The organism is Rhizobium sp. WYJ-E13, assembly GCF_018987265.1.
In the GTDB taxonomy this organism is placed as follows: Bacteria; Pseudomonadota; Alphaproteobacteria; order Rhizobiales; family Rhizobiaceae; genus Rhizobium.
This window is the reverse complement of record NZ_CP076854.1, coordinates 651,561-674,522: the sequence shown is the minus strand read 5'-3', so window position 1 is coordinate 674,522 and position 22,962 is coordinate 651,561. Positions and strand designations below refer to the sequence as shown.

Genomic DNA, 22,962 nt, shown 5'->3' with positions numbered 1-22,962 from the left:
TCCATAAAATCGAGGGAGACACCTTATGTGCATTGCCTGCACCCACACGATTCACCGCGCCCAGCATAATTTCGGCTGGAACAAGGATTTCGCACCCGCCGTCGTCGCCAAACCAGGCGAGACCATTCATTTCGAATGCCTGGATTCCTCTGGCGGCCAGCTCGGCGGCGATGCAACGCTGGATACGCTGAACAATCTGGATTTCGGCAAGATCAATCCGGTTTCCGGCCCGATCTATGTGGAGGGGGCGCAGCCCGGTGATGCGCTGAAAGTGACGCTGCGCAAATTCATTCCCTCGGGCACCGGCTGGACGGCCAATATTCCGGGTTTCGGCCTGCTCGCCGACCAGTTCAAGGATCCGGCGCTGCATGTCTGGTCCTATGACGCCAACAGCATGACACCAGCCCTCTACGGCCCTGGCGGCCGTGTGCCGCTGAAACCCTTTGCCGGCACGATCGGCGTTGCCCCTGCCGAACCCGGCACGCATTCCGTCGTGCCGCCGCGCCGCGTCGGCGGCAACATGGATATCCGCGACCTGACGGCTGGCGTCACTCTTTATCTACCAATCGAGGTTGAGGGCGCGCTCTTTTCCATCGGCGACACACACGCCGCCCAGGGTGACGGCGAGGTCTGCGGTACGGCGATCGAAAGCCAGATGAATGTCGAGGCAACGATCGAGCTCGTCAAGGATGCACGCCTGCAGACGCCTCGCTTTACGACGACAGAACCTGTCACCCGCCATCTCGACGGCGCCGGCTACGAAGTCACCACCGGCATCGGCCCCGATCTGATGACAAGCGCGCGTGAAAGCGTGATGCGCATGATCGATCTTCTGACGGCGGCGCACGGAATGAGCGCAGTGGACGCCTATCTGCTCTGCTCGGTCTGCGGCGATCTGCGCATCAGCGAAATCGTCGACATGCCGAACTGGGTCGTTTCCTTCTACTTCCCGAGGATCGTATTCGCGTGATTGAAGCCATGCCCGCCGCGCCCGTCCTCAGCGTTCGCAATCTTAATGTCGATGCGCGAACGCCCGAGGGCCGCAAACCGGTTCTGAAAGATATCAGCTTCGATCTCGCCAGCGGCGAAACACTCTGCCTGGCCGGGGAATCCGGCTCGGGCAAGTCCGTGACGTCGCTATCGGTCATGGGATTGCTGCCGAAGACCTCGCTCCAGGTTTCCTCCGGCAGCATCATGCTCGGCGAGCGCGATCTGCTGAAACTTTCCGACCGGGCCATGCGCAGCGTGCGCGGCGGCGATATCGCCATGGTCTTCCAGGAACCGATGACGTCGCTCAACCCTGTCATGTCGATCGGCGCGCAGTTGACGGAAGCGATCCGCGAACATCAAGGCAGCGAGAATGCCGAGACGACCGCGCTGCGGATGCTCGATGCCGTTCAGATCACCGATCCGGCCCGGCGGCTGAAGCAATATCCACATGAGCTCTCGGGCGGCATGCGTCAGCGCGTGATGATCGCCATGGCGCTGTCCTGCCGTCCCAAGGTGCTGATCGCCGATGAGCCGACGACGGCGCTCGACGTGACGGTGCAGGCGCAGATCCTCAAACTCATGCGCGAGCTGAAGTCGGAATTCGGCACCTCGATCATCCTGATCACCCACGACATGGGCGTCGTCGCCGAGATGGCCGACCGCGTCATCATCATGCAGAATGGCGGTATCGTCGAGCAGGGCCCGGCAATCGCCATTTTCCGTGCACCGCGCCAGACCTATACGCAGCAGTTGCTCTCGGCCGTGCCGCGCCTTGGTGCCTTTGCCGGCACGGACAGTCCGCCGCGCATCACGTCACGCAGCGTCGAAACCCTGCATCCCGACCGCACCCCGGTGCTGAATGTGCGTGGACTCAATGTCACCTATGGCGTTGCGGCAAGCCTTCTCCTCAAGGGCAAGGCACCGGCTGCAGCCGTCAGCGACGTCTCCTTCGATATCCTGCCGGGCGAAACGCTCGGTCTGGTCGGCGAAAGCGGATCGGGAAAATCGACGACCGGCAAGGCTGTACTCGGCCTCATCCCCTTCACGGGCGATGTGATCATCAACGGCCGCAATATTGCAAGCCTCAGCCATCGCGCAATGCAGCCGATACGCCGCACTGCGCAGATGATCTTTCAGGATCCCTATGCCTCGCTCGACCCGCGCATGGCGGTTGGCGCAGCAATCGCAGAGCCGCTGGTCATCCATGGCATTGCCAACAAGTCCGAACGCCGGGACAGGGTCGCAGAACTCCTGCGCCGCGTCGGCCTGACGGCGGATGCCGCCACGCGCTATCCGCATGAATTTTCCGGTGGCCAGCGCCAACGCATCTGCATTGCCCGCGCCCTCGCGCTCGAGCCGAAACTGATCGTCGCCGACGAAAGCGTTGCCGCACTCGACGTGTCCGTCCGCGCCCGCGTGCTCGACCTCATGCTGGAACTGCAGGAAAGCATGGGGCTCTCCTACCTCTTCATCTCGCATGACATGGCGGTTGTCGAGCGCATGTCCCATAAGGTTGCCGTCATGCGCAGCGGCAAGATCGTTGAAACAGGCACCCGCCGCCAAATCTTCGAACACCCTCTAGAAGACTACACAAAGGCCCTGATGGCCGCAGTGCCAATTCCTGACCCGGAGGCACGGCGCGTACAGGTCTAAGTTTCCTAGACGCGGAACAGAAACGCCTCCTTTGGAGTCGTGCGTGTTGGTAAGGCTCGCCTCGGCGGGCTGCGAATCATCGCTCAGAATCGCATTACGGCACGGTCTGATGGCGGCACCGCCTGCCAGCCAATGCCTATTTTCCAGCCGCATTTTCTCACGGCAGCCCGTCCAGATGGGCAAATAAAGGCTCGCCGCAGCGGGATATTCGATGAATTCAGCGTTCAGCGACAACCACCCTTGCCCCCATTTGCGCTCGGCCAATCCGGCTAAGTCGTCCTAATATAGCAATATTTCGCCATTCTACTTTACCTCTCGTTAATACCCGTCCAAGGGGTGTTGTACTTCTGTCACACACATGGCGGTTTAGTTAGAATTCGCTGCAAAATGAGAGCATTCATTGTTGAGCCCTCCCGTCTTTCGGTTATTTTAGGCCTTACCGAATTGATCGGGCTTTAATTGGAGGGGACGTTCTTTCGTGGAACGCACTCGAACTTAGGAGATTGGCTTTCCATGAACATTCGTATGATGTTGCTTGGTTCTGCAGCTGCCCTCATCGCTGCACCGGCATTCGCAGCAGACGCAATCGTTGCTGCCGAGCCGGAACCGGTTGAATACGTTCGCGTCTGCGACGCTTACGGCACCGGCTACTTCTACATCCCAGGCACGGAAACCTGCCTGAAGATCGAAGGTTACATCCGTTTCCAGGTTAACGTTGGCGAAAACCAGGGCGGTGACAACGACTCTGACTGGGATGCTGTAACCCGCGGTCAGGTTCAGTTCACGGCCAAGAGCGACACCGAATACGGTCCGCTCACCGGCGTGATCGTTCTCCAGGCAAACGCTGACAACGCGACGGACCAGGACACAATCCTCGACTCCGCTTACCTCGACGTCGCGGGCTTCCGCGCTGGTCTCTTCTACTCCTGGTGGGACGATGGTCTCTCCGGCGAAACGGACGACATCGGTTCCGTCGTAACGCTGCATAACTCGATCCGTTATCAGTACGAAACCGGCACCTTCTACGCCGGCATCAGCGTCGACGAACTGGAAGACGGCGTCTACCAGGGTGATGAGGATCCCGTCACCGGCGACCTCATTGCGAACGACGGCCCGAACAATGTCGGCGTTGCCTTCGGCATCGGCGGCACGGCTGGCGCCTTCAGCTACCAGATCACCGGCGGATGGGACTTCGACAACGAAGACGGCGCAATCCGCGCTATGGGTACGGCTGAACTCGGCCCGGGCACGCTCGGCCTCGCTGTTGTCTACTCCAGCGGCCCGAACTCCTACTACTCGACGGCTGAATGGGCAGTTGCTGCCGAATACGCCATCAAGGCAACAGACAAGCTGAAGATCACCCCCGGCGTTCAGTACTACGGCAACTACATCGGCGGTGCTGACCCGTTCGACACTGTTCCGGATAGCTTCGACGGTACCGGCGATGCTTGGAAGGCTGGTCTGACGGTTGATTACCAGATCGTCGACAACTTCTACGCCAAGGCTTCCGTCCAGTACCTGGATCCGGAAGATGGCGACGACTCCACGACGGGTTACTTCCGCCTGCAGCGTTCGTTCTAATCTGACCATTGAAGACCCCGGGATCGTATCTCGGGGTTTTTCATCACGAGCTTCTGGTTTGGTGACCTCCAATTCAGAAGAAAGAGGCCGGTCCGGTTCCCTGCCGGATCGGCCTCACCCATCGATACAGAATTCCACTCCTGTAGATGGTATTGGCTCGCCCTCACCCTGAGGGCGAGCTTTTTACTTGACGGGACTGGATTGTTCGACGGACGAGGTCTCTGTCGGCGGCTGAGAGTCTGCAGAACCCAGCCGCCGATTTCCTGCGGAAGAAATCCAGCCGGTAAGCATGGCTATCGTCGTGGTCGCAGATCGCTCACGCGCGCCTGTTCTTGAACAAGGACAGCGCGATTGCCCGCCGCTTTGATACTCCGGGACGAGATCGCTACGCGCTCAGACCATATTCAGCGGAATCAACTGGCGCAGTCTCGGATCGCGCAGATAAAGGCCACCCCAAGCGGCAATGCCGAGAAGAAGGCTGACGATCTGTGGAGGCGTAAAAAACTCGCCCAGGCGGAAATGCGTGCAGATAGCGCCGCCGAGAAAACCGGTTATCAGTATCGCACCAAGGAAGGCCGTTTTCGGAACGGCATAGAGGATCGCGCAGAGCGCGATGATAATGCCGAGTGCCGGGGCCAGATTGACGGGGAAACCGGTCGCTTCCATTTCCGCCCTTATGAAACCGGGTGCAAAAAGATTAGTGGCCGCATCGGCGAGAAGCAGAATAACGACCGCCGCTGACAGAACTCGCCCAATCCAGATCGACATTATAATGCCTCTTCAATTGCTGGTCACAATTCGGCTTATGGCGTGGTCCGGATGCTGTCAATTCCACTGCACCCTCATAACCGGGGATTTGATTATCCGAGTCTGATGACATCTGCAGTTCCAGACGTTGCGGCTGAGGACTGTCGCTTTGCACAGCCATGCCGGCCGTGGCAGCTATTTTTCTCTCGCGGACGCAAAGACGACGCTGGCATCGCTGACGATTTCCACATGCGAATAGGCCGCCTTTGCAGCGGCTGCGCCATCTGCTCGCATGATCGCGGTTACGATCATGTCGTGCTCGTCATAGGATTTCGCGAGCCGACCCGGCAGCCGGAACTGCGCACGGCGGAAAGGCGCAAGCCTGGCCCGGCTCTGGGTTACCAGTTCATAGATATGCTCGTTATGTGCACCGCGATAGAGCCGCGTGTGGAACTCGGTATTGTGGACGGCGTAGTCCTCTTTCGCACCCTGATGCACAAGGCGAGCGGAAGCACGGTGTTCCATTTCCAGCATGCGCCGCTCGTCAACCGTCATCCGCTCGGCGGCAAGCCGCGCGCAGACCCCTTCAAGTTCCGCCATAGCCTCGAACATCGAGTGCAGATAGGACTCTGTCACGTTGGTGACGACAGCGCTGCGGTTGGGCTCCCGGTCTATAAGCCCCATCGCTCCGAGTTCACGAAGTGCCTCGCGTACCGGTGTACGCGATACCTCGAAACGGGCGGCAAGCGAGATTTCGTCAAGCTTGTCGCCCGGCAGCATCTGCCCGGTCACGATCATGTCGGCAATTGCCCGCACCATCTGCTCGACGGTCGTTCCTGCCCGGATGATCTCTCTGCGCCTGACCTGCTTCAAGGGATGATTCCGCCGTTGCCTGATGCATACACATGCATCGCCCAGGAATCAAAGTCAAATCTAGCAATAATATATTGTTTTAAATAAGAAATTCCACCATTCAGCATCTGTATTTACTAAGGCGGGCATGTGGGGACGTCACAACCAGCCTACTTCATAGACAATGCACAGTTTTTGATCTCATTGAGCTTAAAAATGCATACACTTTTTATGCATCTTCGAGTATCTTTAAATATTTACTGAAAAATCAATCGGATAAAACTTGGCACAGCCATTGCATACACTTTTCTGTAGCCAATTGAACCGGCGAAACCGCCGCAAGGAGCATTCCGATGACCAAACTCCTTTCCATGAACCGCCGCCATTTCCTCCAAGCTTCTGCCGCCACCGCCCTTGTCGGCGCAACTCCAGGCCTCCTCTCATCGCGCGCTCTTGCGCAGACCGCGCTCACCGTCGGTTTCATCTATGTCGGCCCCAAGGACGACTACGGCTACAACCAGTCGCATGCCGAGGGTGCCGCTGCCGTGAAGGCGCTGCCGGGTGTCACCGTCGTCGAAGAAGAGAATGTCCCCGAGACTGTCGATGTCCAGAAGACGATGGAATCGATGATCAACCTCGATGGCGCGACCCTGCTCTTCCCCACCTCCTTCGGTTATTTCGACCCGCATATGCTGGCGATAGCCGCGAAGTACCCCGATATCCAGTTTCGCCATTGCGGCGGCCTCTGGCAGGAGGGCAAGAACCCGCCCAATACCGGCTCCTATTTCGGTTATATCTTCCAGGGCCAGTATCTGAACGGCATAGCCGCGGGCCATGCAACGAAGAGCAAGAAGATCGGCTTTGTCGCCGCCAAGCCGATCCCGCAGGTTCTGCAGAACATCAACGCTTACCTGCTCGGCGCCCGCACGGTCGATCCGACTATTACCTGCCAAGTCATCTTCACCGGTGAATGGTCGCTTGCCGTCAAAGAGGCCGAAGCCACCAACGCACTGATCGATCAGGGCGCCGATGTCATTACCTGCCACGTCGACAGCCCGAAGGTCGTCGTCGAGACGGCTGCCGGCCGCGGTGCCTTCGTCTGCGGCTATCACGCCAACCAGAGCCCGCTTGCCCCCGAAAAATACCTCACCGGTGCCGAATGGGCCTGGGGCAACGTCTACAGCGATTTCGTCAAGAAGGCACAAGCCGGCGAGAAGCTCGGCAACTTCGTGCGCGGCGGCCTGAAGGACGGTTTCGTCAAGATGAGCGCGCTCGGCCCTGGCGTTTCTGCCGAAGGTCGCAAGGCTTTCGAAGCCACGCAGGCGGAGATGATGAAGGGCGGCTTCTCGGTCTTCAAGGGTCCGCTGAAGGACAACAAGGGCAACACGGTCGTAACCGCCGACAAGAACTACGCCGAAGACGCGATCGAGCTCGAAAGCATGAATTATCTGGTTGAGGGCGTCGTCGGGTCCACGGCGTAACCGTGAAGGGAGAAGCGCCATGACTGTTCAGGCCAATGATCCCGCAATATCAGTCGTTTCCGAAAAACCAGCTTCGCTCCGTCCCATCCTCGAATGGATGGCGCGGCGGGCGGAACCCATCGCCATCGGCCTTGCGGCCATCCTGATCGGTCTTGCGCTCTTCTCTCTTTTCATCCTGGCGATCGGCAAATCGCCAGCGGTACTTTTCCAGCTCATGTACACCGGCGGCTTTGGCAGCTGGTTTTCGATGCAGAACAGCTTAAGCCGTGCCGCACCCCTTCTCCTGACGGCACTCTGCGTCGCCCTGCCCGCTCGCCTCGGCCTCGTCATTATCGGCGGGGAAGGAGCGGTCGTGCTGGGCGGCGTCGCCGCCGCGGCGATGGCCATGCCGCTTGCCGGCTTTGCCCCCGTCTTCCCGACCCTCATTCTCATGGGGCTTGCCGCAATGGTCATCGGTGGCATCTGGATCGGCCTTGCCGGTTTCCTGCGCCACTACCGCGGTGTCAACGAGACGATCTCGTCGCTGCTGCTCTCCTATATCGCAATCGCCCTGATGAACCAGTTCGTCGAAGGACCGCTGCGCGATCCCGCCAGTCTCAACAAACCCTCGACCAGGCCGCTGCCGGCTGACTATATGCTCGGCAACATTCCCGGCATGGACGTGCATTGGGGCCTCCTTATCGGCATCATCGCCTGCATCCTCTCCTGGGTCCTGATCGAGGTGACGAGCTTCGGCTTTGCCGCCCGCATCGCAGGCGGCAATGTGCGCGCCGCCCAGATCCAGGGCCTACCGGTCGGCAAGCTGATTGCCGGCTTCACCGCGATCGCCGGCAGTTTCGCGGGTCTCGCTGGCATGATCGAAGTAGCAGCGGTGCAAGGCAGCGCAAATGCCTCGCTCGCAGCAGGTTACGGCTATACCGGCATCCTCGTCGCTTTCCTCGCCCGCCACAATCCGCTGGCGATCATCCCGGTCGCAATCCTGCTTGGCGGGATCGATGCCTCCGGCGGCCTCATCCAGCGCCGCATGGGCCTGCCTGACGCCACAGTTCTCGTGCTGCAAGGCACGCTTTTCATCGTCATCCTCTTCTGCGAGACCTTCTACGGCCGCTTCAGGATCTTCAATCCCGACCTCTGGAAAAGGAGCCTCTGATGGAAGAGACAGGCATCGGCATCTGGGGTGTTCCCCTCGCCATCCTTGCGGGCGCCATTCGCGTTTCCACACCCTTCATCTTCGTCAGCCTCGGCGAGACGATCACCGAACGTTCCGGCCGCATCAATCTCGGGCTCGAGGGCACACTCGTCTTCGGCGCCATGACGGCCTACGCCGTTGCCGTCATGACCAATTCGCCCTGGCTCGGCGTGCTCGCGGCCATGGCGACAGGCGCGGTCTTCGGTCTGGTTCATGGCTGGATCTGCAAATGGCCGAAAGTCAACGATATCGCAATCGGCATCGCCATGATGCAGTTCGGGCTCGGTCTTGCCTTCTTCCTCGGTAAATCCTTCATCCAGCCGGCCGCTCCGCATCTGCCGGCAATCCCGCTTGGCTTCTGGTCGAGCATGCCGCAGATCCAGGCGGCGCTGAATATCAACGCGCTCTTCATCCTCGGGGCTGCGCTCGCCTTTGTCCTCTGGTGGGCCTTCCGCAACACCCGCGTCGGCCTGATCCTGCGAGTCGTCGGCGACAGTACCGATGCTGCACGCGCCATGGGCATCGATCCGGATCGCGTGCGGCTGCTTGCCACCGCCGTCGGCGGCTCGTTGGCGGCGGTCGGCGGCGCCTATCTCTCGCTCTATTATCCTGGCTCTTGGAACGAGGGCATTTCCTCCGGCCAAGGCCTGATGGCCGTAGCACTTGTCATCTTCGCCCGCTGGAACCCGATCGGCTGCTTCCTCGCCGCTCTTCTCTTCGGGGGCGCCGGCGCACTCGGCCCGGCACTGCAATCGGTCGGCGTGACCCAGGGTTACTACCTCTTCTACGCTGCCCCTTACATGCTGACCCTCATCATCATGATCGCGACCTCGTCGCCGACACGCTCGCTCGCCGGTGCGCCCGGCGCGCTTTCCCTGACGAAATGAGCCCGAACAGAATAAGCATGAAAGGAGCCAAGCCATGAATGGCCTCGGCGGATTGAACAAGTCGGAACATGGCGTCGGCATCGGTCTCGTGCAACTGCAGCTTCCCGTGACCGTCACGAGGGAAGATCTCGCCCGCCAGACGCAGGTCATCATCGATCTCATCGGCAAGGCGCGGCGCAATCAGCCGGGCATGGACCTCGTCGTTTTCCCGGAATATGCCCTGCATGGCTTGTCGATGGACACCAATCCCGAGATCATGTGCACGCTCGACGGGCCGGAGGTCGCAGCCTTCAAGAAGGCGTGCAGGGAGAATGCGATCTGGGGCTGCTTCTCGATCATGGAACTGAACCCCGATGGTATGCCCTACAATTCGGGCATCATCATCGACGACAAGGGCGAGCTGAAGCTCTATTACCGCAAGATGCACCCCTGGGTGCCGGTCGAGCCTTGGGAGCCAGGCAATTTCGGCATTCCCGTCATCGACGGGCCGAAGGGCGCAAAGCTGGCGCTCATCATCTGCCATGACGGCATGTTCCCGGAGATGGCGCGCGAATGCGCCTATAAGGGTGCGGAGATCATGATCCGCACCGCCGGTTATACGGCGCCAATCCGCGAAAGCTGGAAATTCACCAACCAGTCGAACGCCTTCTGCAACCTCATGGTCACGGCGAGCGTCTGCATGTGCGGCTCGGACGGCATCTTCGATTCGATGGGCGAAGGCATGATCTGCAATTTCGACGGCTCGATCATCGCTCACGGAACATCGGGCCGCGTCAACGAGATCATCACCGCCGAAGTCCGCCCCGATCTCGTGCGCGAAGCCCGCCTCGGTTGGGGTGTCGAAAACAACATCTACCAGTTCGGCCACCGCGGCTATGTCGCCGTGGCCGGCGGCGCTGATGATGCGCCCTACACCTACATGCACGATCTCATCGCCGGCAAATACCGTCTTCCCTGGGAAGATCAGGTGAAGGTCACAGACGGTACGTCCTGCGGTTTCGACAAGCCGACGCGCCGCTACGGCGAAACATTCAAACTCGCGGGTGAATAGGAGAAGAAGACGATGGACGCCATGGTCGAGAGCAAAGGACATTATATCGACGCCGATCCCTATGCCTGGCCCTATAACGGCGCCCTGCGGCCGGACAATACCGCCCTCATCATCATCGACATGCAGACCGATTTCTGCGGCAAGGGCGGTTATGTCGACCACATGGGCTACGACCTGTCACTGGTCCAGGCACCCATCGGACCGATCAGACGCGTGCTCGCCGCCATGCGCGCCAAGGGCTACCACATCATTCACACCCGCGAGGGCCATCGCCCCGATCTGGCCGACCTGCCGGCCAACAAGCGCTGGCGCTCGCAGCGCATTGGCGCAGGGATCGGCGATCCTGGGCCTTGTGGGCGCATCCTGACCCGCGGCGAACCGGGCTGGGACATCATTCCCGAACTCTACCCGATCGAGGGTGAGACGATCATTGACAAGCCCGGCAAGGGCTCCTTTTGTGCCACCGATCTGGAGCTGATCCTCAACCAGAAGCGCATCGAGAACATCATCCTCACCGGCATCACCACCGATGTCTGCGTCTCGACCACCATGCGCGAGGCAAACGATCGCGGCTTCGAATGCCTCCTTTTGGAAGACTGCTGCGGGGCTACCGATTACGGTAACCACCTCGCCGCCATCAAGATGGTCAAGATGCAGGGCGGCGTCTTCGGCTCCGTCTCCAATTCCGAGACGTTTGTGAGCCAGCTGCCATGAGCACTGTCCGCGACACTCCCCTCCCGCAAGCCGGCAAAGCCGTCGGCATCGACACGATCGACATGACGATGCGATTCGGCAACTTCACCGCACTCGACCACGTCTCGATCAAGGTGCCTTCCGGCAGCTTTCATGCTCTGCTCGGCGAAAACGGCGCCGGCAAGTCAACGCTCGTCAAATGTATCATGGGCTTCTATCACGCGACATCGGGCTCGCTTTCCGTCGACGGCCGCGAAGTGGCGGTCGCTTCACCCAAGGATGCAGCGACCTATGGCCTCGGCATGGTTTACCAGCATTTCACCCTGGTCCCGTCGCTGACGGGTGCTGAAAACCTCGTCATCAGCCGTGCGGAAGTCCCGGCCATCATCAACTGGGCGAAAGAGCGGAGAGAACTTGCGACCTTCATAGAGCGCATGCCGTTCAAGATCCCGCTTGATCGTCCGGTGAGCGAGCTTGCCGCCGGCGAAAAGCAGAAGCTGGAGATCGTCAAGCAGCTCTATCTCGGCCGCTCCTTCCTGGTGCTCGACGAGCCGACCTCCGTACTGACGCCCGCCGAAGCCGATGAGATGCTCGGCCTCGTGCGTGGCATGACCGAGCGCGGAGAATTGACCGTGCTGATGATCTCCCACAAATTTCACGAGGTGACGAAATTCGCCGATGCCGTGTCGATCCTGCGGCGCGGCAGGCTGGTCGGCACCGGCAAGGTCGGCGAGCTCTCCACCGCCGATATGGCGGCAATGATGATCGGCGACGTCAAGCTTGCTGAACTCGACACCCGCGTTCCGGTTTCAGAGACCGCCAAGCCTGTCCTGACCGTCGAGCAGGTCAAGGCACCGGACCGCTCGGGCCTCAAGACCATCGAGATAGATAATCTCACGGTCCGCTCGGGCGAGATCGTCGGCATCGCCGGCATATCGGGCAACGGCCAGAAGGAGCTGACGGAAATCCTGGCCGGACAGCGGACGACCGATACCGGCCGTGTGAGCGTCAATGGCGAGATTTATGGCGCGACACGTCCCGAGACCCGCAGGAACAATGTCCGTTTCATCCCGGAGGAGCCGCTGCAGAATGCCTGTGCCCCGCGCATGACGGTCAGCGAGAACCTCGCCTTCCGGACCTTCGATCTGAGGGCCGACGGCAAGGACGCGATCTGGCTTAGCAAGGGCAGGATGAAGAAACGCGCCACGGCGCTGATTTCTGACTTCAAGGTGAAGACGGCCTCTTCTTCATCGCCGATCGCGGCACTTTCAGGCGGCAATGTGCAGCGCGCCGTGCTCGCCCGCGAGCTGACCGGCGAGGTGGATCTGCTGATTGTCTCGAACCCCTGTTTCGGCCTCGACTTCTCAGCCGTCGCCGAGATCCGGGCCCGCATCATGAAGGCCCGCAATTCCGGGGCGGCTGTACTGCTGCTCTCCGAAGACCTCGACGAACTGCTCGAAATGTCCGACCGCATCATGGTGATTTCCGAGGGCAGGCTGGTTTACGAGACACCGGCCCTCTCCGCCAATATCGGCATCATCGGCGCCCACATGGCGGGGCATCACTGATGGCGGAGATCAAGGCAGAACCCTTCGCCTTTCCGGTGAAGCACGACCGGCTCGCCCTCATCGTCATCGACATGCAGCGCGACTTCGCCGAGCCCGGCGGCTTCGGCGCCAGCCTCGGCAATGATGTCAGTCGCATCACCAGGATCGTGCCCGATGTCAAGCGCCTCATCCAGGGCTTCCGTAATGCCGGCCTGCCGGTCATCCATACGATGGAATGTCATAGGCCCGACCTCTCGGACCTGCCGCCGGCAAAACGCGATCGCGGCAGCCCGATGCTCCGGATCGGCGACGAAGGCCCTATGGGCCGGATCCTGATTTCGGGCGAGCCCGGTACGGCAATCCTGCCGGAACTTGCGCCCGTCAAGGGCGAAGTGGTCATTGAAAAGCCCGGCAAGGGCGCCTTCTATGCCACTGAGCTTGGCGATATCTTGCAGGAAAAGGGTATTGAACAGCTCGTCTTCGCCGGTGTGACGACGGAAGTCTGTGTGCAGACGACCATGCGGGAGGCAAATGACCGCGGCTACGAATGCCTGCTCGCCGAAGAGGCGACGGAAAGCTATTTCCCCGAATTCAAGGCGGCCGCCATCGCCATGATCCGTGCCCAAGGCGCGATCGTCGGCTGGACGGCCCATGTCGACGATATCTTGGAAAGCATCGCTCATGCCTGAAACGACCCGCGAACTGCTCACATCCGGCGGCTGGAAGGATCTGGAATTCGGCCCCTTCCGCGACGACGTAACCATCCATTGGATCCGCCGCTTCGAAGGTGATCAGCCAGGCGTCGCATTGTTGAAATACGAGGCCGGCGCCAGCGTCCCCCGCCATCGTCATGAGGGGCTGGAAACCATCCTTGTGCTTGACGGCGTCCAATCCGATGAAGCGGGCGATTACGGCCGCGGCAGTTACATCGTCAATGCACCTGGCACCGAACATTCGGTATGGAGCGATACGGGCTGTGTCGTGCTCATCCAGTGGGACCGGCCGGTGAAAATACTGGAAGAGGAGCCGGCGTGAACTCGACGGCATCAGCGTCGCCCCAAAAGGTGAGCAAGGCTGGCTGACAAGCCAGCCTTGCGGTCAGAATTTCTTCAGGCCGACTGGACGGCCTTGATGCGGTCCAGCCCGCCGACGATGGAAGCGAAATCGTCCCAAACGCCCTTGGCACCCTTCTGCCATTCCTCGAAAGCTTCCGGCTTCAGCAGCTTGCCGCCGTTCTTCAGCGAGACTTCGACGGATGCCGCCTCGTCATCGACGATGAGCTGGTTGAAATAGGCTGCACCTTCGCTGGACGCCTGCTGGAAGACGGTCTTCTGCTCGTCGTTGAGGCCACCCCAAAAGGTCGAGGAATAATAGATGATGCCCGACGCCCAGATGTGGCCGGTCTCGGTCATGTAGGGCACGACCTCGTAGAGCTTGAAGCCGGCGTAGGCGGACTTGGTGAGGTCCATCGCGTCGGCAACACCGGTTGCCAGCGAATTATAGGTTTCGGTGATCGGGATACCGATCGGCGTCGTGCCGAAGGCGCTCCAGAGCTTGGTGTGCAGCGGGCTCTGAATAACGCGGATGCGCTTGCCCTTGAGCTGTTCCGGGCGCATCACTGGCTCCTTGGTCAGGAGATGACGGGCGCCATAATTGATGAAATCGCCGACGACGAAATTCTGCGCCTGCAGCTTGCCCCTCAGATCGGTGCCGATATCGCCGCTGACGGTACGGCGCACATGATCGGCATCGCGGAACAGGAAGGGAAGATCAAGGATCTGCAGTTCCGGCGCCCAGCCGGAGAGCGATGAGACCGTCGAAAGGCTGGCGTGGATGGAGCCAAGACGAACGCCCTCCGCCACCTCCTTTTCGCCGCCAAGCGCGCCGTTCTTGACGATGTTGAATTTGAACTGACCAGGCAGCTTGGCTTCGACCAACTCGCTGATCTTCACCCAGATCTTGGTCTCCGGCTTGTCGTCGCCGAGGAGTGAGGCGATGGTGATCGTCGTCGTGCGGGCAGACGCCGTGCGAACGAAGGCCGGTGCGGCAAGGGCAGTGCCGGCAATCGCGGCGGTCTTCAGGAAATTGCGCCGGTTGAGATTGTCCATGAATGAGGTCCTGTCGGTTAGAAGATGATCGCCCAGGCGCAAAGGATTGCGAGCGAGACGAGAAGGGCAAGCAGATAGGGAACGACTGCCTTGAACAGGGCGGAGGCTGGAATGCGGGTCACGCCGCTGACGACGAAGATCAGCATGCCGAGCGGTGGTGTCAGCCCGTGGATCATCAGATTGACCACGATGATGACGCCGAAATGGATGGGATCGATGCCGGCGGCGACGGCGGCTGGCAGCAGGATCGGCCCGAACAGCAGGATCGCAGCGCCGATATCGAGAACCAGCCCGACGACGAGGAGGATGATGTTGGAGAGCAGGATCACGGCGAGACCACTACCGCCAAGCGCCGTCGTCAGGTTGGAGATCAGGCCGGAGACATCATCGACGGCAAGCAGGAAGGCGAAGGGACCGGCCGCGCCGATCAGCAAGCCGATCGCCGCAGCCTCGATAGCCGCCTGCCGGAAGGCGGCATAGAGCGAGAGGACGCCAAGACGCGCACCGATGCCGAGCAGGAAGGTGTAGAAGGCGGCAAGTGCAGCAGCTTCCGTCGTCGTGACGATGCCGATGCGGATGCCGACCACGACGATGACACCGAGACCGAAGGCCGGGATCGCCTGGACGGACGACTGCCAGCGCTGCGCTGCTGTGGCACGCGGCAACGGTGCCTGATCGCGGACAGTCAGATGAATGGCAACGGCAAGGCAGATGGCCATGAGCCCGCCGGCAAAGAAACCGCCGACCAACAGGGAGCCTACCGAAAGATTGGTGGCGGTCGCCAGGATCAGGAAGGCGATCGACGGCGGGATGACGTTGTCGAGCACCGAGGTCGCGGCGATGATCGCCGCAGCCTTCGCCGGCGGATAACCGTGGCGAACGAGTTCCGGCTGGAAGGTCGACGCGCCGAAGGCGGCATTGGCCACCGAAGAGCCGGAGGCACCGGAAAAAAGCACACTGGTCAACAGCGTCGTTTGGGCAAGTCCGGCGCGACGATGGCCCACCATGGCAGCAGCAAAGCGAACGAGCTGATTCGCGACGCCCGATACCGTTAACAATCCGCCGGCGAGCAGAAAGAAGGGTATGGCGAGCAGCAGGAATTTCGAGACGCCCGTGACGGTCGAAGAGACGATCGCCGGTTCTGGCAGGCTGCTGCCGAAGGCGATGACGATATAGGCGGCGGCCAGGAACGCGTGCGGCAGCGGGGCGGCGAGGACCAGGCCGATTGCCGCGATCAGGCCAAGATAGATACTGGGCGGCCAGTCAAGCTCGATGGTGAACTGCGGGATACCGGCATAGAGTGCCGCCCCTATCGCGAAGGCGACCAGGACCGGCAACGCCTTCCCTTCAGCGATGCGCTGCAGCAGAAGGACGATGAGGATCAGCGTGCCGCCGGCGCCAAGGAAACCGAAGCGGATCCATTCCGGCACGCCGAGCGTTGGGGACGTGCCGCCGAGCATGGTCATGATCTCGCTGCCGCCGAAGCTCAGGATCAAGCCGGACAGCACGGTAAAAACATCGGCCGCGATCTGTGTTGCCGGACGCAGCTGCTCCGGCAGCATGTTGACGAAGACATCGAGACGCATGGCGAGCGCACTGTTGAGGCTAAGCGGGGCACCGAGCCCGATCAGCAGCACATGTAGCCAGATGCCGAGATCTTCCGCACCGATAAAACCGGCAGCAAAGAAGTAGCGCATGCAGACCGTGACCAGCACCATGACGAGCAGCACGGCAAGCACAGACGCAGCTGCCACGCCGAGCACGGCTTCGATCGCCCTCAGAATGCGGGCTGCAAGCCCGTCGCCTCTTGCCTCCTGTTCGGCTGAATGAAATTCGCTTGCTATCACTGAACATGCTTTCTTGCCGTGTTGTCAGCCGCTCTTGACGGTCGACAGGTCGCGATCGAAGAGCGTCGACCAGGTGTAATTGCGCGCCTTTGACACTTCCCTGCTGACGTCGAGACGCGGCAAAACCTTTTCGCCGAAACGATCGGCTTCCTCAAGCAGTGGCATGCCGGAAAGAATGAAAGTTTCGACACTGGCCCTCTCATAGGCCTCCAGTGCGCGCAGCACGGTATCGGGGGAGCCGATGATTGCCATGCCTGGCATCACGCTTGCCCAGCCTGGAGCTGTTCTTCTCTATCTCGCCGAAAAACGGCCGATTCCTGCCGAACGACGGCGCTGCCCGCCATCACACCATCGAACGGCTGATGTGGCAGATGGACAGGTTCGGGTGACGCTCGGCCATGCGCGTTATTTCCTGACCTATAATGAAAGCTGCGCACCCTTTGCAGAGGCGCTTTTCCGCAGGGACACTATCAGGCTTTATGAGAGACTCGATACACGACTCCAGGGCCGGTAGTATCTCGTTGGCGACTATTCCATCGCCGATATGGCCGTCTGGCCCTGGGTTTCGCGCTTTATGCGCCGCAAGATCGACCTCAGCGACGTCCCGAATGTCCGCCACTGGTATCTGCAGCTTGCCGCCCGGCCGCAGGTGAAACGCGGCTAAGACGTGCCGCACTTCACCAGCCCGGTTCCGCTGCCCGGTCTCTAGTCGCCAAAATTGTATGGCCGCAGCCTATCGCGTGAAAAGCAGCCGCATGCGTGCCAGGATACCCTTCACACCTGGCATGGCGGCTGCCCTCAGATGGCGGGCGACGACACCTGCATCGACCTGTGCTCCAAAATGGCAGGAGCAGACGAGCCCGTGCAGCTGTCGATCGTTGAGATCGAAAAAGCTCTGGGCGTCCCCATAGGTATCACCCTCGAGACCTGCGGCACGCAGAACCGGATCGGCATAGGCTACGGATATGGGCGACCCGGCGATCCTCATCATCACCCGCTGGTCACGGGGCAGATATTCGGTTTCCCGAAGGGTAACGAGCGAACGCGCGGGATCGCTTTCCAGGAGCTCCGCCCACCGGTCCAGGCGCTCGGCGCGAGACAGTTGCGGAGTGGTGCGGCTGACCCTGGCTATAGCTTTGAGCTGATCGACTGCGTATTGTTCCATAGCGGCCTCCTATTGGGAATAATAGACTGCACGCCCCCACCAGAAGGTTGATCCCAACTGCGTCGCCTGTCCAATCACGTTTGAAGAATCACGTCTCTTGAATGCAGACAGGATCCCGCCCGCTCAGGCGAATTCGCTTTGTCGCGAAAAGCTACGCGCATGGGCGACATGCTTCCGCACGATACTGTCCTTGCTGTCGAGCTCTTCCAGAAGAACGTCATAGCTCCAGAGATCGGCAAGGTGCTGCAGAACGAGCTTCAGGTCGTCCTCTTCCAGGAACTCGTCATTGGTGGCCCGGTGCTGCAGCAGCAGTCTGCGGTCGCCGGCGAGGTCGACATCGATGATCTCAATCGCCGGATCGGTATGACCTATGTCGTAGTCGCGTGAGAGCTGCCGGCGGATGCGCCGATAACCGCGCTCGTCATGGATTGCCGAAACCAGAATACCCTCCTCAATCTCCGGATCGTCGTGGAGCTGGAACATGCGCCACTGCCGCATGAGGCGGGGGCTAAGGAACTGGCTGACGAAACTCTCGTCGCGGTAATTGGCCCAGATATCGCGCAGGACAGCCATGGCATCGCCTCGTCCGGCGATATCAGGAAACCACTCGCGATCCTCGTCTGTCGGCTCCTTCACGATGCGTTCGATATCCTGCATCATCGCAAAACCGAGCGCATAGGGATTGAAGCCGGAAAAGCGACGGTCGTCGAACATGGGCTGGAAAACGACATTCGTGTGCGATTTCAGAAACTCGAAATAGCTGCCGTCGCTGATCTGTCCGCGCTCATGCAGACGCTTCATGATGTTATAGTGGACGTAGGTGGCGGTTCCCTCGTTCATCACCTTGGTCTGGCGCTGGGGATGAAAATACTGGGCGACGTGGCGGACGATGCGCAATATCTCGCGCTGCCAGGAATGGAGCCGGGGCGCCGATTTTTCGAGAAAGTAGAGGATATTGTCCTGCGGTAAACCGAGTGCGGCTCGTCTGTGCTCCAGATCGCGGTCCGACTTGTTGCGCTTCTGACCGACAGGCACCGTCCGCCAGAGATCGTTGAAGATCTTCTCTTCATGGGCGCGGCGTTCCTGCTGCCGCTTTTCCTCCTGCCTCAAGTCCACCTGCGTCTTGCCGGCATAGCGGTGTACGCCGTGCGACATCAGCGCATGGGCGGCATCCAACGTTCGCTCGACGGCTACCTCTCCATAGCGTTCCTCGCAGCGGGAAATATAACCCTTGGCGAAGTCGAGATAATCGAGGATGCCCTCGGCATCGGTCCACAGCTTGAAAAGATAGTTGTTCTTGAAGAAGTGGTTGTGGCCGAAGGCCGCATGCGCAATGACCAGCGTCTGCATGGTCGCTGTATTCTCCTCCATAAGGTAGGAGATGCAGGGCGAGCTGTTGATGACGATCTCATAGGCGAGGTCGCGCATCCCGCGGCGGTAGAATGCTTCGTGGTGGGCAAAGTGCTTGCCGAAGGACCAGTGGCGATAGAAGAGCGGCATGCCGGTCGAAGAATAGGCATCGAGCATCTGTTCGGACGTGATGACCTCGATCTGGTTCGGATAGACATCCAGTCCCAGTTCCCCAAGCGCGATCTCCTCGCAGGCATCGTGAATGCGCTGCAAGGCCGGGAAATCCCAATCAGCGCCTTCAAACAGCAGCTTTCCCTTATGCCCTGCGCTGGCTTTCATGGTGCTGCTCCCGCCTTGGCGCTCTTCTTCTGAAACAAGTCATGGAAGACTGGAAATATCTCGTTCCTGCGGCAGACCTTGCGCATCGCAAGGGGAAGTGCCTCAGAGCGGATCTCATCATAAAGCGTCCAGAGCGGTGACCGGGAGATCGAAGAGTCCCCGCCTTCCTCTCCAACCTCGATATAGGCGAAATACTGGCAGACCGGCAGGATCTCCTGCTGAAGCAGCCGGCCGGTCAAAGTGCCGTCGGAATAGGAATTGTCGCCATCCGAAGCCTGGGCCGCATAGATGTTCCATTCCGTCGGATCGAAGCGCGCGGCAACGATCGAACGCATGGCGGCCAGCGCGCTGGAGACCAGGGTTCCGCCTGTCGCCGGGCTGTAGAAGAAGGTCTCCTCGTCGACCTCCTCCGCCTTCTCCGTATGGCGGATGAAGACGATCTCGACCTTTTCATAGCGTTGCGACAGGAAGAGATAGAGCAGCAGATAAAAGCGCTTGGCGAGATCCTTCATATGTTCGCTCATGGAGCCGGAAACGTCCATGAGGCAGAACATCACCGCCTTGACGACAGGTTTCGGCGTGTTTTCGAAGCGCCGGTAGCGCACGTCGAGAGGATCGATATAGGGAATGCGCCTGCTCTTGGTCGTCAGCGTCCTCAGTTCCTCCTCAAGAAGCAGGCGCTCTTCCTCGCTGTCGCATTCGTCGATCTGCTTCTGAAGCGCTTCGATTTCCTCCGCTTTCGGGCGGTGAAGCGCAAGACGCCGCATCATGGCAAGGCGGGTCGTGCGTCCAACGGCGATGTTAGAGGGGGAGCCGGAAACGGAGAAGCCGGCCCGTTGCGGCGTCACCTCCTCGGTCTCGCTCAGCTTGCGTTTGGCGAGGTCGGGCAACTCCAGATCTTCGAGGAAGATATTGAGAAATTCCTTCCGCGTGAGCACGAAACGGAAGCCGTCCTCGCCATCGCCCTCTCCTGCCTCCTTCGACCGGCCACGGCCCGATGCCGGTGGCCGCTTGATAAAATCGCCCTCGACGAATTCCTGATTGCCTGGAAGGATGCGGTCCTGAATTCCGCCTCCACCCCGGTGGAAGCCCGGTTCGGCCATGCCGCCGATCGGAAGAGTGACTTCGCCGCCATCAAGCACATCGCGGATGGAGCGGTTCTGCAAAGATTGTTTCACCGCCTGCTCCACGGCGTCCTTGGCACGCCGTAGAAACCTTTGTCGATTTTCCAAACTTTTACCGCGCGGATTAAGCCGCCGGTCTATGATGTGCATGTTTGCTCCTACATGGGTACTCGCTCGGACAGCCTACCTAACTCGCCTGCTTGACGCGCATGTACCATTCCACCAGCCGGCGAACCTGCCGTTCCGTGTAGCCCCGCGCCACCATGCGCGAGACGAATTCGCTGTGTTTCTTTTCGGTCTCACTATCCTTCTTCGATCCGAATGAGATGACCGGCAGAAGATCCTCGACCTGCGAGAACATCCGCTTTTCAATCACCTCCCGGATCTTTTCGTAACTCGTCCAGGAAGGATTCTTGCCGCCATTGGCAGCACGCGACCTGAGCGAAAACTTGACGATCTCGTTGCGGAAATCCTTGGGATTGGCGATGCCCGCAGGCTTTTCGATCTTCGTCAGTTCCTGGTTCAGAAGTTCGCGGTCGAGCATCTGACCGGTATCCGGGTCCTTGAAATCGACGTCTTCGATCCAGGCATCGGCATAATCCACATAACGGTCGAACAGGTTCTGGCCGTAGTCGGAGTAGGATTCCAGATAGGCCTTCTGGATCTCGTTGCCAATGAATTCCGCATAACGCGGCGCCAACTCCGCCTTGATAAACTCCATGTAGCGTTTTTCCGTCTCCTCGGAAAACTGCTCGCGGCGGATGGCCTGTTCCAGGTCATACATCAGATGAACGGGATCGGCGCCGATATCCGTCGCGTCGTGGTTGAAGGTCGACGCAAGAACCTTGAACGCGAAACGTGTCGATATTCCGTCCATGCCTTCATCGACGCCAGCGGCATCGCGATATTCCTGCACGCTCCTGGCGCGCGGATCGGTTTCCTTCAGACTTTCGCCGTCATAGGCGCGCATCTTGGAGAAGAGATTGGAATTCTCATGCTTGCGAAGCCGTGACAGGACGGAGAAGCGAGCCAGCATTTCCAGTGTTGCCGGCGCGCAGGCCGCATTCGCAAGTTCCGATCCTTCGATCAGCTTTTCATAGATCTTTTGTTCCTCCGTGACCCTGAGGCAATAGGGAACCTTGATGACGCAGATACGGTCGATAAAGGCTTCATTGTTCCTGTTGGCCTTGAAGCTTTGCCATTCCGCTTCGTTCGAATGGGCAAGGATGATACCCGAAAAGGGGATCGCACCGATATTCTCGGTGCCCATATAGTTGCCTTCCTGAGTCGCCGTCAGCAGCGGATGCAGCATCTTGATCGGCGCCTTGAACATCTCGACGAATTCCAGCACGCCCTGGTTGGCGCGGTTGAGACCACCGGAATAGCTGTAGGCATCGGGATCGCTCTGCGAATAGTGCTCGAGCTTGCGAATATCGACCTTGCCGACCAGCGATGAGACATCCTGGTTGTTCTCGTCGCCCGGTTCGGTCTTGGAAATCGCGATCTGGCGCAGTCTCGATGGTTGGATTCTCACCACGCGGAAGCGTGAGATATCGCCGTCGAATTCATCAAGGCGCTTGAGGCACCACGGGCTCATCAGGCCGGTGAGGCGGCGGGTCGGAATGCCGTATTGCTCAAGCAGCAACGGCCCCATGGTCAAGGGATCGAAGAGGTTAAGAGGGCTTTCAAAGACCGGGCTCAAGTCGTCGCCGGCCTTCAGCACATAGATCGGATTGACCTCCATCAGCTGCTTCAAGCGCTCCGCAAGCGAGGACTTACCACCGCCGACCGGGCCGAGCAGGTAGAGGATCTGCTTACGCTCTTCGAGGCCTTGGGCCGCATGCCGGAAAAAGGAAACGATGCGCTCGATCGTCTCTTCCATACCGAAAAAACCTGAGAAGGCCGGGTAGGTTCGGATGGTTCTGTTCATGAACACCCGACCGCGCCGCGAATCCTTGGCTGTATCGACGATCTCAGGTTCGCCGATTGCCGCCAGCAGCCGCTCGGTGGCATTGGCATAGGCCATCGGATCCTCCTTGCACAAAGCAAGATATTCCGCGATAGACATATCCGTCTCGCGGCGAGACTCGTAGTTACGGGTGAACGCATCAAATAGGGAGTTGTTCAGCATAGGCCCTCCTATAAAGGTCTGCCTCAGCGATTTTCGCCTTCGCTAAGTAAGATGGTGCGCCAATGTTTTGAAAGATCAAGATCCTCAGAGGCGGAAATAAGACATGGCTGGCATTCCGGCATCGCTACACAAAAAAGTGCACGCAACCCACCGAATTGATCCTCGAAAATTGACCATCTCTATAGCTTTGCGACAGCGCCGGGAGTATCATTCGCGCGCGGTTTTGA

At 59.9% G+C, this 22,962-nt stretch carries 21 protein-coding genes and 1 pseudogene; 13 read left to right on the top strand and 9 right to left on the bottom strand.

What is annotated here, in order from left to right; genetic code table 11:
- Positions 1-25 precede the first annotated feature (25 nt).
- The 3 genes from KQ933_RS24675 (at position 26) to KQ933_RS24665 (ending at position 4,224) form a co-directional block, all read left to right on the top strand.
- Positions 26-970, top strand: coding sequence for an acetamidase/formamidase family protein (locus tag KQ933_RS24675; protein ID WP_216760449.1), 945 nt, complete (start codon positions 26-28; stop codon positions 968-970).
- Positions 967-2,643, top strand: a complete 1,677-nt coding sequence (locus KQ933_RS24670) for an ABC transporter ATP-binding protein (RefSeq protein ID WP_216760448.1) — start codon at positions 967-969, stop codon at positions 2,641-2,643. Before KQ933_RS24675 ends, KQ933_RS24670 begins: the two co-directional genes overlap by 4 nt.
- 513 nt (positions 2,644-3,156) lie before the next feature.
- Entirely contained in the window at positions 3,157-4,224 is a 1,068-nt protein-coding gene (locus tag KQ933_RS24665; protein WP_216760447.1) for a porin, read from the top strand.
- Positions 4,225-4,617: 393 nt separating this feature from the next.
- Here the strand turns inward: KQ933_RS24665 and KQ933_RS24660 are convergent, their stop codons facing one another.
- A complete protein-coding gene (locus KQ933_RS24660) occupies positions 4,618-4,992 on the bottom strand; it encodes a DoxX family protein (protein WP_216760446.1) in 375 nt (124 codons plus the stop codon).
- Between the two features lie 174 nt (positions 4,993-5,166).
- Positions 5,167-5,790: a GntR family transcriptional regulator gene (locus KQ933_RS24655; protein WP_253958425.1), complete on the bottom strand. Its 624-nt coding sequence runs from the start codon at positions 5,788-5,790 to the stop codon at positions 5,167-5,169.
- Positions 5,791-6,176: 386 nt separating this feature from the next.
- Here KQ933_RS24655 and KQ933_RS24650 point away from each other — a divergent pair, with 386 nt between their 5' ends.
- The 8 genes from KQ933_RS24650 to KQ933_RS24615 are packed head-to-tail and all read left to right on the top strand — an operon-like array spanning position 6,177 to position 13,706.
- Positions 6,177-7,304 carry a BMP family ABC transporter substrate-binding protein gene (locus tag KQ933_RS24650; RefSeq protein WP_216760444.1) on the top strand — a complete coding sequence of 376 codons (1,128 nt, stop codon included), beginning with the start codon at positions 6,177-6,179 and terminating at the stop codon, positions 7,302-7,304.
- Positions 7,305-7,323: 19 nt separating this feature from the next.
- On the top strand, positions 7,324-8,454 hold the full coding sequence (locus KQ933_RS24645) for an ABC transporter permease (protein WP_216760443.1): 1,131 nt from the start codon (positions 7,324-7,326) through the stop codon (positions 8,452-8,454).
- Positions 8,454-9,380, top strand: coding sequence for an ABC transporter permease (locus KQ933_RS24640; protein ID WP_216760442.1), 927 nt, complete (start codon positions 8,454-8,456; stop codon positions 9,378-9,380). Before KQ933_RS24645 ends, KQ933_RS24640 begins: the two co-directional genes overlap by 1 nt.
- Positions 9,381-9,414: 34 nt before the next feature.
- Entirely contained in the window at positions 9,415-10,431 is a 1,017-nt protein-coding gene (locus tag KQ933_RS24635) for a formamidase (protein WP_216760441.1), read from the top strand.
- A 12-nt stretch (positions 10,432-10,443) separates the two neighbouring features.
- Complete coding sequence (locus tag KQ933_RS24630) at positions 10,444-11,145, top strand: cysteine hydrolase family protein (protein WP_216760440.1); 702 nt, start codon at positions 10,444-10,446, stop codon at positions 11,143-11,145.
- Complete coding sequence (locus KQ933_RS24625) at positions 11,142-12,692, top strand: ABC transporter ATP-binding protein (protein ID WP_216760439.1); 1,551 nt, start codon at positions 11,142-11,144, stop codon at positions 12,690-12,692. Before KQ933_RS24630 ends, KQ933_RS24625 begins: the two co-directional genes overlap by 4 nt.
- Positions 12,692-13,360, top strand: a complete 669-nt coding sequence (locus KQ933_RS24620) for a cysteine hydrolase family protein (RefSeq protein WP_216760438.1) — start codon at positions 12,692-12,694, stop codon at positions 13,358-13,360. Before KQ933_RS24625 ends, KQ933_RS24620 begins: the two co-directional genes overlap by 1 nt.
- Positions 13,353-13,706: a cupin domain-containing protein gene (locus tag KQ933_RS24615; RefSeq protein ID WP_216760437.1), complete on the top strand. Its 354-nt coding sequence runs from the start codon at positions 13,353-13,355 to the stop codon at positions 13,704-13,706. The genes KQ933_RS24620 and KQ933_RS24615 overlap by 8 nt, the downstream gene beginning before the upstream one ends.
- Before the next feature lie 74 nt (positions 13,707-13,780).
- Here KQ933_RS24615 and KQ933_RS24610 read toward each other — a convergent pair whose 3' ends face one another.
- From KQ933_RS24610 to KQ933_RS24600, 3 genes and pseudogenes are all read right to left on the bottom strand, one after another.
- On the bottom strand, positions 13,781-14,779 hold the full coding sequence (locus tag KQ933_RS24610) for a TRAP transporter substrate-binding protein (RefSeq protein ID WP_216760436.1): 999 nt from the start codon (positions 14,777-14,779) through the stop codon (positions 13,781-13,783).
- 17 nt (positions 14,780-14,796) lie between these two features.
- Positions 14,797-16,626 (bottom strand): TRAP transporter large permease subunit, encoded by a 1,830-nt coding sequence (locus tag KQ933_RS24605; protein ID WP_216760435.1) that lies wholly within the window; start codon positions 16,624-16,626, stop codon positions 14,797-14,799.
- Between the two features lie 24 nt (positions 16,627-16,650).
- A pseudogene (locus KQ933_RS24600) lies at positions 16,651-16,884 on the bottom strand (alkanesulfonate monooxygenase); the annotation flags it as partial.
- Between KQ933_RS24600 and KQ933_RS33565 the strand changes: the two are divergent.
- Together KQ933_RS33565 and KQ933_RS33560 are read left to right on the top strand one after the other, a co-directional pair.
- Positions 16,868-17,140, top strand: coding sequence for a hypothetical protein (locus KQ933_RS33565; RefSeq protein ID WP_253958463.1), 273 nt, complete (start codon positions 16,868-16,870; stop codon positions 17,138-17,140). The pseudogene KQ933_RS24600 and the gene KQ933_RS33565 overlap by 17 nt on opposite strands.
- A gap of 60 nt (positions 17,141-17,200) precedes the next feature.
- Positions 17,201-17,290 carry a hypothetical protein gene (locus KQ933_RS33560; RefSeq protein ID WP_253958411.1) on the top strand — a complete coding sequence of 30 codons (90 nt, stop codon included), beginning with the start codon at positions 17,201-17,203 and terminating at the stop codon, positions 17,288-17,290.
- A gap of 69 nt (positions 17,291-17,359) precedes the next feature.
- Here KQ933_RS33560 and KQ933_RS24590 read toward each other — a convergent pair whose 3' ends face one another.
- From KQ933_RS24590 to KQ933_RS24575, 4 genes are all read right to left on the bottom strand, one after another.
- A complete protein-coding gene (locus tag KQ933_RS24590) occupies positions 17,360-17,791 on the bottom strand; it encodes a hypothetical protein (RefSeq protein WP_216760434.1) in 432 nt (143 codons plus the stop codon).
- A gap of 123 nt (positions 17,792-17,914) precedes the next feature.
- Entirely contained in the window at positions 17,915-19,480 is a 1,566-nt protein-coding gene (locus KQ933_RS24585; RefSeq protein WP_216760433.1) for a SpoVR family protein, read from the bottom strand.
- Complete coding sequence (locus KQ933_RS24580; RefSeq protein ID WP_216760432.1) at positions 19,477-20,754, bottom strand: YeaH/YhbH family protein; 1,278 nt, start codon at positions 20,752-20,754, stop codon at positions 19,477-19,479. Before KQ933_RS24580 ends, KQ933_RS24585 begins: the two co-directional genes overlap by 4 nt.
- Positions 20,755-20,791: 37 nt before the next feature.
- Positions 20,792-22,735: a PrkA family serine protein kinase gene (locus KQ933_RS24575; protein WP_216760431.1), complete on the bottom strand. Its 1,944-nt coding sequence runs from the start codon at positions 22,733-22,735 to the stop codon at positions 20,792-20,794.
- Between the last annotated feature and the right edge of the window lie 227 nt (positions 22,736-22,962).

What these genes read in the sequence shown, in the direction of transcription:
- KQ933_RS24675 (WP_216760449.1), top strand. Translation starts at nt 26, where the DNA reads ATGTGCATTGCCTGCACCCACACGATTCACCGCGCCCAGCATAATTTC.
- KQ933_RS24665 (WP_216760447.1), top strand. Translation starts at nt 3,157, where the DNA reads ATGAACATTCGTATGATGTTGCTTGGTTCTGCAGCTGCCCTCATCGCT.
- KQ933_RS24660 (WP_216760446.1), bottom strand. Translation starts at nt 4,992, where the DNA reads ATGTCGATCTGGATTGGGCGAGTTCTGTCAGCGGCGGTCGTTATTCTG.
- KQ933_RS24655 (WP_253958425.1), bottom strand. Translation starts at nt 5,790, where the DNA reads ATGGTGCGGGCAATTGCCGACATGATCGTGACCGGGCAGATGCTGCCG.
- KQ933_RS24650 (WP_216760444.1), top strand. Translation starts at nt 6,177, where the DNA reads ATGACCAAACTCCTTTCCATGAACCGCCGCCATTTCCTCCAAGCTTCT.
- KQ933_RS24645 (WP_216760443.1), top strand. Translation starts at nt 7,324, where the DNA reads ATGACTGTTCAGGCCAATGATCCCGCAATATCAGTCGTTTCCGAAAAA.
- KQ933_RS24640 (WP_216760442.1), top strand. Translation starts at nt 8,454, where the DNA reads ATGGAAGAGACAGGCATCGGCATCTGGGGTGTTCCCCTCGCCATCCTT.
- KQ933_RS24635 (WP_216760441.1), top strand. Translation starts at nt 9,415, where the DNA reads ATGAATGGCCTCGGCGGATTGAACAAGTCGGAACATGGCGTCGGCATC.
- KQ933_RS24630 (WP_216760440.1), top strand. Translation starts at nt 10,444, where the DNA reads ATGGACGCCATGGTCGAGAGCAAAGGACATTATATCGACGCCGATCCC.
- KQ933_RS24625 (WP_216760439.1), top strand. Translation starts at nt 11,142, where the DNA reads ATGAGCACTGTCCGCGACACTCCCCTCCCGCAAGCCGGCAAAGCCGTC.
- KQ933_RS24620 (WP_216760438.1), top strand. Translation starts at nt 12,692, where the DNA reads ATGGCGGAGATCAAGGCAGAACCCTTCGCCTTTCCGGTGAAGCACGAC.
- KQ933_RS24615 (WP_216760437.1), top strand. Translation starts at nt 13,353, where the DNA reads ATGCCTGAAACGACCCGCGAACTGCTCACATCCGGCGGCTGGAAGGAT.
- KQ933_RS24610 (WP_216760436.1), bottom strand. Translation starts at nt 14,779, where the DNA reads ATGGACAATCTCAACCGGCGCAATTTCCTGAAGACCGCCGCGATTGCC.
- KQ933_RS33565 (WP_253958463.1), top strand. Translation starts at nt 16,868, where the DNA reads ATGATTGCCATGCCTGGCATCACGCTTGCCCAGCCTGGAGCTGTTCTT.
- KQ933_RS33560 (WP_253958411.1), top strand. Translation starts at nt 17,201, where the DNA reads ATGCGCCGCAAGATCGACCTCAGCGACGTCCCGAATGTCCGCCACTGG.
- KQ933_RS24590 (WP_216760434.1), bottom strand. Translation starts at nt 17,791, where the DNA reads ATGGAACAATACGCAGTCGATCAGCTCAAAGCTATAGCCAGGGTCAGC.
- KQ933_RS24585 (WP_216760433.1), bottom strand. Translation starts at nt 19,480, where the DNA reads ATGAAAGCCAGCGCAGGGCATAAGGGAAAGCTGCTGTTTGAAGGCGCT.
- KQ933_RS24580 (WP_216760432.1), bottom strand. Translation starts at nt 20,754, where the DNA reads ATGCACATCATAGACCGGCGGCTTAATCCGCGCGGTAAAAGTTTGGAA.
- KQ933_RS24575 (WP_216760431.1), bottom strand. Translation starts at nt 22,735, where the DNA reads ATGCTGAACAACTCCCTATTTGATGCGTTCACCCGTAACTACGAGTCT.